We start from the raw sequence: 10,779 nt of genomic DNA on the forward strand, positions 1-10,779 counted from the left end.
AACAGATAGTTCTCAATATTGAACTCAAAGATTGTTCAACAATATTCATCGTATGTGTTTGCGTTGATTAAGCGCAAAAGGAACGTATCTCAACGTCATGTGCAGTCAACGTTTCCCGCACTTTTTGAGCAATGGCAACTGCCCCGGGAGTATCCCCGTGAACACAGATACTTTGAGCATCGAGCGTTACCGTTGAGCCGTCATTAGCAACGACCGTTCCTTCTGTTGCCATCTGCAACACTCGTTGCGCAACTTTGTCTACATCATGGATGACTGCCCCAGGCTGAGTTCGCGAAACCAGGGTACCCTCGGGGGTATAACCCCGATCAGCGAATACTTCATGAACCACCGGAACGTTGAGAGTAAGAGCTTTGCGCTCGATTTCACTGTTGGGCAAGCACAGAATCGGAAGGTCTGATCCGAATTCTTTGACGGCGTGCGCCACCGCCTCCGCTTGTTTTTCGTGGTGAACAATTGCGTTATAGAGTCCGCCGTGGGGTTTCACATATGAGATTCGGGTATTGGACGCACGGCATACAGCCTCCAGAGCACCCATTTGATAGAGCACAGCGGCGCTGAGTTCAGCCGGGGTCATGTCCATAAAGCGGCGACCGAATCCCACCAGGTCAGGGTAGGAGACGTGCGCGCCAATGGACACGTCATTCTTTGCTGCCGCTTCAACGGTGGAGCGCATCGTCTGCGGATCTCCTGCATGAAAGCCGCAGGCAATGTTAGCGCTGGAAACAATCTTCATCATGGCGGCGTCATCCCCCATTGACCATGAACCGAACGCTTCACCTGAATCCGAATTGAGATCAACTGTACGAGTCATCGCTCTTCCTTTCGTGTAAGACAGAGATAGACAACACACGAAAGTGTGCTTTATTGTTGAACAATAATAACCTGAAGCCATTCTATGGCTTAGTTAACAACATTTCATCTTGGCGTTTCCCTCGACCTTCTGGGCGAGCATTTTAATAAGGAATATCTGTGGCAGATTTATCACCCACACCTACTTCGGTAGCTGACTCCCGGGAGAACATCAAAAAGGGCGGCCGTTCGGTTCTGCTTGGGGCTCTCTTTCTCATGGCGACCAGTGCAATTGGTCCTGGATTCATTACGCAAACCGGCCAATTTACCTATCAGATGGGCGCGTCATTCGCTTTTGCGATTCTGATTTCGATTTTGATTGACATCGCTGTGCAGCTCAATGTCTGGCGCATCATTGGTGTAACCGGTCGCAAGGCACAGGATCTCAGCAATGACGTCCTGCCAGGTCTTGGTATTTTCCTCGCAATACTTGTGGCGCTCGGCGGTTTTGTTTTCAACGTTGGTAACGTCGCCGGTGGCGGTCTGGGTTTCAACGCGATGCTGGGCATGGATCCCACTGTCGGTGGCATCATCACAGCTGTTTTGGCTATCTTGGTCTTCCTCTCCAAAAAAGCAGGGGCAGCGCTGGATAAAATTGTGGTCGTCTTGGGCGTCATCATGATTCTCGCTACCGCTTATGTAGCAATCGTGTCTAATCCTCCAGTAGGCGAGGCTCTAAAGAACACCGTTCTTCCCGAAACCGTTGACTTCGCCGTCATCACCACCCTGGTGGGCGGTACCGTAGGTGGTTATATCACTTATGCTGGTGCGCACCGCATGATTGACGCCGGGGTCAAAGGTCCCGAGTACGTCAAGGACATCGCAACCTCCTCTGTAACCGGCGTTATCGTCACCGGTCTCATGCGTTTCATGCTCTTCCTCGCTATCTTGGGCGTTGTAGCCAGCGGCGCTGAATTTGCTAAAGAATCGTCTATCGCTGCTCAGGCGTTTGGAATTGCGGCGGGCGAAATTGGAACCCGTCTGTTCGGCCTGATTCTGTGGGGTGCAGCAATTTCTTCGGTGATTGGTGCAGCTTATACTTCGGTATCATTTATCACCTCTGAGAAGACCTCTATCACCGTCAAGAATGCTTTGACCGTCGCGTTCATTGTTGCCTCTACCTTGGTGTTCGTGCTGGTGGGCAAGACTCCTGCGACATTGCTCATCGTCGCCGGTGCAGTCAATGGTCTTATTCTTCCCGTTGGCCTGGCAGCTCTGCTCATTGTTGCCACCTTCAAGGGTAAAAAGCTTCTCCGCGGTTACAAGTACCCTCTCTGGCTACTTATCGCCGGTTGGTTGAGCTGGATTTTGACGGTCTACCTGGGCATTATGTCCCTGGGCGGAATCGCCAAATTGTGGCAGGGCTAAAAATTTAGTGATTGTCTCCCAAAATCCCGATGCTGTTTAGCATCGGGATTTTTGCTGTGGGACGAGCTCACCTCAAATTCTTTAGAGAGCCCTGGGATGGGCAGAAGCAAATACTTCACGTAGGGTTTCTGGTGTAACGCGGGTATAAATCTGAGTAGTGGTCACCGACGCATGCCCTAATAATTCTTGGACTACACGGATATCTGCGCCACCTTCTAGCAAATGTGTAGCGTACGAATGACGCAGCGTATGAGGAGAGATTTCTGCCTCCAGTTTCGCTCTCTCAGCCGCTTTTTTGAGAATGAGCCAAGCGCCCTGCCGCGTGAGCCGGCCGCCTCGGGCATTGAGAAAAACTGCCGCCGTCCCCTTGCCGCGTGCGGCAAAACCAGGCCTGGCTCGGACCAGATAGTCGTTGAGAGCGCATGCTGCATACGAACCGACGGGAACCATACGTTCCTTATTACCTTTGCCAAAAAGACGCACGACGTCGTGCCCGGCCGCTTCGTCGTCTCCTAGCGCAGTGTGAATAGAAAGATCATCCAAATCCACGCCAATGACTTCGGAAATGCGAGCACCTGTAGAGTAGAGAAATTCAAGAATCGCCCGATCGCGTAAACCCGTGGGAGTACTGATATCAGGTACTTCCAAGAGCTGAGTTACCTGTTCGACGGCGATTGCTTTAGGCAAACGCGCCCCGGGCGTAGGCGGGTGAACGGAAGCAGCCGGGTCCTGAGCTGTTATTTTTTCTCGTAGCCAAAACTTGTGTGCCCCCCGAATAGCAACAATGATACGAGCTACGCTGCGGGCGCTGAGAGACTTCCCCGTGCTCCTGGCAGGTTTTTCAGCTAATTCAGTAGCAAAATCTCTCACGTGTTTTTTGGTAATGACCGTGGGGTCAATAATCCCAGAATCTTCTAAAAATCTCTGGTATTTGAGTAAATCCCTCCGATAGGACTCCACCGTATTTTTTGCCAAACCACGCTCGATGGTGAGGTACTGAAGATAGGTTTCGATTGCGGATTCTAAAGCAGTCACGCGCTGGTGCTCGCGGGGCATTAGCGACCTTCAGCGGGGCGGATTTCCCCTCGAAAGTCAGGATCTCTCAAATATGGGTGAGCGTCGAGAGGGGCCTGGGCAGAATAGAGCGTTTCAAAGTTTCGTGCTTGTGCCGCAGCAACCGCCAAAATAGCGTTCGTTGAGCTGGCATTGTGTATTCGGCCAGAGAGCACAGCTGAAACAGCTTCATCCAAATCAACCCAGCGCATTACGATTTCTGATTCTTCGTGTTCGCGCTCTTGTTGCTGATCGCGGGGGATTTGACTAATTCCTCGGGCAAGATAAATCCGGCACATCTCCCCCATACCACCGGGTGAATTATAGAATTCCATGAGCGAATCCCACTGTTCTGCCTGGATAAAAGTTTCTTCGGCGAGTTCTCGTGCTGCCGCTATCTGCGGGTCTTCGCCGTCGATATCTAGCAGACCAGCAGGGATCTCCCAGAGGTTCGCACGCACCGGATGCCGGTATTGATTTATAAGCAATATTTGATTGTTCTCGTTGAGAGCAGCTACTGCGACGGCACCGGGATGCAACAGAAAGTCACGTTCAAAGGGTTCTGCGCCTTCTTCGAGGGATATCCCCTCTCGGATAACGTCCCAGACATACCCCTCAAATTTGGTGGATCGTGATGTCACGTATCGGGGGTTCGCAATATCGGCTATAGTCTTCTGGTTCTCGGCTATTTGCGGCGCGTTAAGTCGTGCAGCTTCGCCCACCGATGGGTTGAGGTTCTGTTCCATTTTTCCTCTACTTTGAACGCTAAAAATTACTTGGCTTTCTTGCCCATTTCGAGTAGTTCGCGGGCATGCTCCTGCGCCGATGCAGATTGATCGTGCCCCGCCAGCATACGTGCCAGTTCCACCACGCGCTGTTCGTCTGAGAGCACTTCAACGCGGGACAGTGAGGCATCATCATTTTTCAACACCAAAATATGCTGATCTGCAAACGCTGCCACCTGAGGCAAATGCGTGACCACCAATACCTGCACATGTTGGGCAAGCATGGCAAGACGTCGACCAATTTCTATAGCTGCTTTACCGCCGACGCCTGAATCCACTTCGTCGAAGATGAAGGTGGGTACCGGATCGACTTCAGCGAGCACCACCTCTAAAGCCAGCATCACGCGAGAGAGCTCGCCACCGGAGGCACCTTTACCCAGCGGGCGCGGATCCGCCCGCTGATGAGGCTGGAGCATGAAAGTTACGGCGTCTTTACCGTGCGAAGAGAACTTTTCGGTCTCTTCCACCGTCACGACCAAGGATGCATTTGGCATCGCCAGAGCTGTTAACTCCTCTGTTACAGCGCGAGCCAGTTTCACCGCCGTTTTTTCTCGCAGTGTGCGGAGCTGGTCAGACTGCTCGGTCAAGGTCTCCTTAAGCTCCCGCAACTCATTTTCAAGGGCTTCAGCACGGGCTGGATCGTCGGCAAGCGATTCTAGTCGTTCCCGCGAGCTTTGTGCCCATTCCAACACCTCAGCTATATCCGCACCGTATTTACGGGTTAGTGATTTCAGTTTTGCTCTGCGCGTCTCCACTTCGGCAAGCCGCTCTGGTCCTTCTGAATCAAGGTTAGATAGGTACGACGAAATGTCTTCGACGATGTCAGTCACGTGAATCAACGCTTCATTCACTCGCTGAGCAATAGCTTCAATATCTTCATCAGCAGCTGATTCTTGATCCAACGCTGAACGAGCGGAATCAAGAAGGGCCAGTACGTTGGGGGTATCAGCCTCCCCGTACTCGCTTCCCGCAAGAGCCGTTGAAGCGGTCGTCGCGGCGATACGCAGTGCCTCCACATTAGAGAGCTTGGCGGATTCGCTCTTCAGGGCTTCGTCCTCGCCCTCCTGCGGATTCACACGATCGATTTCTGCTAACGCACCCTCTAATGTTTGCGCTTCCAATGCGCGAGCGCGGGTATTTTCGCGGACTTCTCGCAGTTCGGCGGCAGCAGTACGGAATCGTTCGTAGTTCACCCGGTATTTCTTTTTTAACCGCGCTAATTTTTCTCCCGCGTAGGAGTCCAAAGCATGGCGCTGTTCAGCAGAAGATTTGAGGCGAAGCTGATCCGACTGTCCATGAACAGCAATCAGATGCTGCCCGATATCGGATAGCGTACTGATGGGTGCAGAGCAACCGCCGACGTGCGCGCGGGAACGCCCTGCTGCAGATACAGTCCGCGCAAGAAGGAGCTCGCTGGATTCTGCATCTAGTTCTTCTATCGAGCCTCCTGCGTCTTCGGCGAGGGCTAGAGATGGGTGGTCATGTGGCAGTTTAATAACGGCTTCTGCCAGAGCATTTTTTGCTCCCGACCGTACGGAATTAGCATCGGAACGATTGCCCAGTAACATTCCCAATGCAGTTACTACCATGGTCTTGCCCGCACCGGTTTCACCGGTCAGTACAGAAAACCCCGGTTCTAACGGCAAACGAGCATCGGTAATGACACCGAGGTCGCGAAGGTGAATTTCCTCAATCACTCGTTTATATCCTTCGTTATCTGGGGAAGTGCAGTAGTATCTGTTCGGCGAATTGGCCCCCTCCACCCTTCGGTGGGAAGTTCAAATTTTGCGACTAATCTCTCTGCAAAAGGTACAGGGTGAATGCGCGCAAGTCTCACCGGTTTAGACGATTTCGAAACTTCGATACGCGAACCTGCGGGGATTTCTTGGTTACGTCGGCCATCGCACCACAGCACCGCGTTTTGACCGTATTCTGCAGAGATTTCTACTGCGATAGTCGACGACGGTGCAGTAACGAGGGGGCGCGAAAACAGGGCATGAGCGGCGAGGGGAACAATCAGCATGGCCTCAACCTCTGGCCAAACAATAGGACCACCGCCGGAGAACGAGTAGGCGGTTGATCCGGTGGGAGTCGCCATGACCACCCCGTCACACCCAAAGGTACTAATGGGGCGGGCATCGACGTCAATAGCAACTTCAATCATTTTGGCGCGGTTGCCTTTTTCCACGCTGGCTTCGTTCAGAGCCCAGGTCGCCCCAATTTTCTTACGCCCGTGCCAAACTTGCACGTCGAGCGCCATGCGTTCTTCAACTTCGTAGTCGCTTTGCACGATACGGGAGACAGTCTCCTCTAAATCTGACTCTTCCGATTCAGCGAGGAACCCCACATGTCCCAGATTGACTCCGACCAGCGGAATTTCGGTGTGTCGAATCATCTCGGCAGCGCGCAAAATTGAGCCGTCTCCGCCGAGCACAACGCCGAGCTCGACTTCGTTGAGAGCCACCGACTCACGCATCACTTCAACCGGAACCGGTTCTTGCCACCCCTCCAGAAGCGATTCGAGATCAGAACGTTCCATCACCGGGCTCAGGCCTGCACCGTAAAGTTGGGTACAGGCAAGACGGGCGGCGCGGCGGGCGTCATCACGGCCGGTATGCGCAAACACCAGAATTTTTCGAGTGAAAGAGTCATGAGCGGTTTGGAAAAAAGTCACGTATCTAGACTATTCCACTAATGAGCTCTTGTGAACTAAAAACGCCTTAAATTCGAATAAGTATTCGAATTTAAGGCGTTGATTAATCTATGCTTTCTTACACCACAAAAAGAATTCGAGGTTTCCATCTTGCCCTGGTAGCGGGCTTTGTTGTTGCCCCGAAACCTCTAAACCGGTCTGCTCTGCGGCTGCATACACTTTATCTAAAGCCATCTGGTGTGCCTGGGGATTATTGACCACGCCACCTGCTCCAATAAAGTGTTTTCCCACTTCAAATTGAGGTTTGACCATCAGCAGCAAATCACCCCCGTGCTGAGTTGACCTCGCTAAGGCGTCCATAACCAGGGTGAGAGAAATAAACGATAGGTCAGAGACCGTCACCTCTACTTCTCCGCCAATCATATCTGGCTTCAGGTAGCGGACATTGAGTCCCTCAAAAACTTCCACCGAGGGATGGTCACGAAGCATGGGCGCCAACTGATTATGACCTACGTCAACTGCCATCACGGAAGCCGCCCCTCGCTCAAGTAACACCTGGGTAAAACCGCCTGTCGAAGCGCCGGCGTCCAAACACCGTTTACCTTCAAGCCGAATCTGAGGGAAAGCTTCTAATGCTCCGGCGAGCTTATGACCGGCTCTCGATACATATCGTGTCAGGTCTGAATACGCAACTTGGCAAAAATCCTTCTCCCCCACGAGTTGCGAACTTTTGAGCGCAACCTTGCCGTTGACTTTGACATTTCGCTCAGCAATCAACTTAGCAGCTAAGGTACGTGAGGAAACTAGACCTCGTTCAACCAGTGCTTTATCTAAACGTAAGCTCACTCGTCAGGCTCCGCAGGTTCTTGCGCCGTTTCCATCTCATGAATGAGATGAGCGTTGAGACTTTCATACCGCTGAATTCTTTCGATAGGATCTAACGCCAGCACCGCCTCAAGTTCTTTTTCGAACTCAATCAACTCATCGTGGGAGGTTTCTTCAGATTCGGGTTTACTGTTCATGAACGATTTCCTCCGGAGATGTGGGAACGTCAACGTGAGGATGAGCTGCCCACCAAGCTGCGCAGCTAACTCGCCAAAAGTTGAGGTGGTCTGAATCGCCGGACACAGCAAGTTTATTTCCAGTAACTAAAGCGCGATGAGTAGCACAAGATGCCTGTGCCCCATTGGTCTCAATAGAAACTTCGATATCGGGATAGTCTTCGAAAAGTTCACCCAAATTCTTCAGTAGGTAGGTTGGCCGTTCCAGAGGTATTGCAGCCAAAACAGACTCGACGGTATCAACACCGGTAAGTACGCATGCCGTCGCCATCTGGGCCCGGTTTCCGCCTTGGATATCGGTATCTAGACGGTCTCCTACCACCAGAGCCTGAGAGCTCTTGAGGTTTTTCGCTCCGGTGGTGAAAATAGCTGACTCAGGTTTTCCAGCAACCAGAGGAGTTCTCCCCGTTGCAGTGGCTACAGCATTCACCAGCGTCCCGTTACCCGGTGCAATTCCTCGTTCTTTAGGAATCGTCAAGTCAGTGTTACTCGCTACCCACACAATATCCGGGTCAGAGAGAGTAAAGGCTGCTTCGGCAAGGTCGGCCCACCTTAATTCAGGGTTAAACCCCTGCACGACGGCGGACGGTGAATCATTCTGTTTCCAGACCGGTTCAAACCCGGCATCTTTCACACAGTCTGCGAGAGCTTGCGCACCGCAGATAAGAACTTTTGCACCGGGTGCCACTTGGTCTTTAAGCATTTCAGCTGCCGCTTGAGCAGAGCTGACCACGTGCTCGCTATCCGTTTTGACACCAAGCTTCACCAGGTGCTCGGCAACGGTGCTCACACTTCGGGAGGCATTATTGGTAACGAATGCGACCGGCACGCCCATATCCTGCGCTCGGTTAAGAGCCTCCGGAGCCCCTTCAAGAGCGAAGGGGCCAGCGTAGACTACGCCGTCCAGGTCAGAAAGTATGCAATCGTGCCGGTCTAACAGCATTATTAGTCCTCGTGGTTTTCTTTTCGTTCGGTCTCGGTTTTTGATTCCTCGTCGAAAGACTGCAGGTTCTCTTCGGAAGCTTGTTCTTCGCTCACTGTGGTTTCAGCGGAGCTCAGTGCGTCTTCATCCTGCTCATCTTCATCAACGAAGTCGTCGTCTTCCTTTTCATCGATTTCAGACTCTTCCGTCTTAATTTCGATGTCAGTGAGAGAAACCGAAGGTTCTTCCTCGTCTTCAAAGAGCTCGGGCTCGCCGAAGATATCGAAGATTTCGGGTTCTGCGAATTCGCCCTGTCCCAACGCAGCTTCAGTAACGATTGCGAGTCGGTACCAGCGAGTGGCTTCTTTTTCTCGCCCGTCTTCTTCAAGAAGCGCACCGTAAGCTTCAAAGAGGCGAGGGCTGTAGTCGAATCCACGCTCGCTATTGAGCTCGGGAATCTCCAGCGCCTCAATAGCGCCTGCTAAATCGCCCTGGTCGTGTTTGATACCGGAGACCACAATGGCGGTTTCTACTCGCTCAGCGGGCTTAAGTTCTAGCTGCTTCGATTCCTCTGCCAGTTCAAGAGCTTTTTCGATATGTCCCAGCGCGCGTTCGGTGTCAATCAGCACCGCTAGATGCTCATCTGAGCCGGAGATACGACGATGAGTACGGAGCTCACGCAGAGCAAGTTCAAAATCTTCTGCTACATAGGCGGCGATGCCGGCGGCTTCGCGTACCGCTGCGATGCGGCCTGCGCGGCGAGTTGCAGCTTGAGCATGCTCTAGAGCGAATTTGGGGTCGATGTCGAGGTAGCGGCCTGCCATCACGAGGTGCTGACCGACGACGTCGGCGTTATCCTTTTCCAACGCGCGAAGCTGGCGCAATACTGAGCCATCGAGTTCGCGACCGGTTACATCGGTGTCGATTTCAGGTCCTTGACCTTTCGAGGGGCGGTAACCGGCTTTGGGAGCTGCGCTGTCGCGAGCATCGCGACGCTGCTGTCCTCCGCGCTGATGTCCGTCTGAGAAACGACTCTCGTTGTTGTTAAAACGCTTGTTCTCTGAACCGCGACGCTCATTGCGGGAATCTGAACGATAACCATCGCGATCACGATTCTGATGCCCTCGGTTATCGCGATCATTAGAGCGGAATCGATCTGATTGTCCACGTTCGTTGCGGTAGCCGCCCCGGTCTTCACGGTTATCGCGGCGACCACCAAAACCACCACGATCATCACGATGCTCACTATCCCGACGGAACCCACCACGACCGCCCTCATTACGATCGTTACGGCGTCCTCCAAATCCTCCGCGGTTATCGCGGCGACCATCGCGGAACTTACCACCCTCATTACGATCGTTACGGCGGTAGCCGCCTGAATTGCGTGAAGCGCGGGAATCTTCACCTTCCTTGCGGTTACAATCGCCGAATGACTTTTCTCCAAATTTATTGCCACCGCGGTCACGGCTATATGAGGAGTTACGGTCATTACGCTTATTGAACCCACCTGATCGGTGGTTTGATTCACGGTTATAGTTGGATTCGCTGCGCGATGATTCTGACAAGAATACTCCTCTATGAATTTGGCGTGGAGAAAGTTCCACTGAAAATACCGTTCCCTATTTTATAGGTCATAGTTTATCTTGTGCAGAGCCTGATAGAAATTGAGGTGCGTTTTCCCTTACATCAGGATAGATCCTATTCCCCATTGATTGCAGAAAAGGCCTTACTTAGACTGTAGTAAGCTACTTAAAACAAAAATAGCCTTGGAACTATGCTCCAAGGCTATTCAAGTATCCCAATAAAAACCGGCGGCGACCTACTCTCCCACACCGTCCCCAGTGCAGTACCATCGGCGCAAAGAGTCTTAGCTTCCGGGTTCGGGATGGAACCGGGCGTTTCCCTCTTGCTATAACCACCGTAAACCTAAAACAGACTCACGTAAGTCAAAATATTCAATAACTAACCTAAGCTATATGAAAATTCATATAAGCGGCGTTTTGTTATTTCAAAACCATACAGTGGACGCAAACACAACCAAACCAAGAAAAAAATATGTAAGCCTTC

At 52.2% G+C, this 10,779-nt stretch carries 10 protein-coding genes and 1 rRNA gene; 1 reads left to right on the forward strand and 10 read right to left on the reverse strand.

Annotated features, from left to right (window positions below):
* Nucleotides 1–67 precede the first annotated feature (67 nt).
* Nucleotides 68–832 carry a LamB/YcsF family protein gene (locus ACFR81_RS06335; RefSeq protein WP_343874296.1) on the reverse strand — a complete coding sequence of 255 codons (765 nt, stop codon included), beginning with the start codon at nt 830–832 and terminating at the stop codon, nt 68–70.
* A gap of 209 nt (nt 833–1,041) precedes the next feature.
* Here ACFR81_RS06335 and ACFR81_RS06340 point away from each other — a divergent pair, with 209 nt between their 5' ends.
* Nucleotides 1,042–2,238: an NRAMP family divalent metal transporter gene (locus tag ACFR81_RS06340; RefSeq protein WP_233126036.1), complete on the forward strand. Its 1,197-nt coding sequence runs from the start codon at nt 1,042–1,044 to the stop codon at nt 2,236–2,238.
* An 81-nt stretch (nt 2,239–2,319) separates the two neighbouring features.
* On the opposite strand, the gene xerD is transcribed toward ACFR81_RS06340, so the two are convergent.
* From xerD to rrf, 9 genes are all read right to left on the reverse strand, one after another.
* Nucleotides 2,320–3,294 carry a site-specific tyrosine recombinase XerD gene (gene xerD, locus ACFR81_RS06345; RefSeq protein WP_151147466.1) on the reverse strand — a complete coding sequence of 325 codons (975 nt, stop codon included), beginning with the start codon at nt 3,292–3,294 and terminating at the stop codon, nt 2,320–2,322.
* Entirely contained in the window at nt 3,294–4,037 is a 744-nt protein-coding gene (locus ACFR81_RS06350; RefSeq protein WP_083147286.1) for an NUDIX domain-containing protein, read from the reverse strand. Before ACFR81_RS06350 ends, xerD begins: the two co-directional genes overlap by 1 nt.
* 26 nt (nt 4,038–4,063) lie before the next feature.
* Complete coding sequence (gene recN, locus ACFR81_RS06355) at nt 4,064–5,773, reverse strand: DNA repair protein RecN (protein WP_151147468.1); 1,710 nt, start codon at nt 5,771–5,773, stop codon at nt 4,064–4,066.
* Nucleotides 5,770–6,750: an NAD kinase gene (locus ACFR81_RS06360; protein WP_151147470.1), complete on the reverse strand. Its 981-nt coding sequence runs from the start codon at nt 6,748–6,750 to the stop codon at nt 5,770–5,772. The genes recN and ACFR81_RS06360 overlap by 4 nt, the downstream gene beginning before the upstream one ends.
* Nucleotides 6,751–6,837: 87 nt before the next feature.
* Nucleotides 6,838–7,575, reverse strand: coding sequence for a TlyA family rRNA (cytidine-2'-O)-methyltransferase (locus tag ACFR81_RS06365; RefSeq protein WP_151147473.1), 738 nt, complete (start codon nt 7,573–7,575; stop codon nt 6,838–6,840).
* Nucleotides 7,572–7,751, reverse strand: coding sequence for a hypothetical protein (locus tag ACFR81_RS06370; RefSeq protein WP_068171672.1), 180 nt, complete (start codon nt 7,749–7,751; stop codon nt 7,572–7,574). Before ACFR81_RS06370 ends, ACFR81_RS06365 begins: the two co-directional genes overlap by 4 nt.
* Nucleotides 7,741–8,733 carry an HAD-IIA family hydrolase gene (locus tag ACFR81_RS06375; RefSeq protein WP_151147475.1) on the reverse strand — a complete coding sequence of 331 codons (993 nt, stop codon included), beginning with the start codon at nt 8,731–8,733 and terminating at the stop codon, nt 7,741–7,743. The genes ACFR81_RS06370 and ACFR81_RS06375 overlap by 11 nt, the downstream gene beginning before the upstream one ends.
* Before the next feature lie 2 nt (nt 8,734–8,735).
* Nucleotides 8,736–10,277, reverse strand: coding sequence for a hypothetical protein (locus ACFR81_RS06380; RefSeq protein WP_151147478.1), 1,542 nt, complete (start codon nt 10,275–10,277; stop codon nt 8,736–8,738).
* A 241-nt stretch (nt 10,278–10,518) separates the two neighbouring features.
* Nucleotides 10,519–10,635, reverse strand: a 5S ribosomal RNA gene (gene rrf / locus ACFR81_RS06385).
* Nucleotides 10,636–10,779: the final 144 nt, after the last annotated feature.

This window comes from Rothia amarae, from assembly GCF_042677725.1.
Classification (GTDB): Bacteria; Actinomycetota; Actinomycetes; order Actinomycetales; family Micrococcaceae; genus Rothia; species Rothia amarae.

Excerpts from the sequence above, each read along its gene's own strand:
- ACFR81_RS06370 (WP_068171672.1), bottom strand. The coding sequence starts at position 7,751 with ATGAACAGTAAACCCGAATCTGAAGAAACCTCCCACGATGAGTTGATT.
- ACFR81_RS06350 (WP_083147286.1), bottom strand. The coding sequence starts at position 4,037 with ATGGAACAGAACCTCAACCCATCGGTGGGCGAAGCTGCACGACTTAAC.
- ACFR81_RS06335 (WP_343874296.1), bottom strand. The coding sequence starts at position 832 with ATGACTCGTACAGTTGATCTCAATTCGGATTCAGGTGAAGCGTTCGGT.
- xerD (WP_151147466.1), bottom strand. The coding sequence starts at position 3,294 with ATGCCCCGCGAGCACCAGCGCGTGACTGCTTTAGAATCCGCAATCGAA.
- ACFR81_RS06375 (WP_151147475.1), bottom strand. The coding sequence starts at position 8,733 with ATGCTGTTAGACCGGCACGATTGCATACTTTCTGACCTGGACGGCGTA.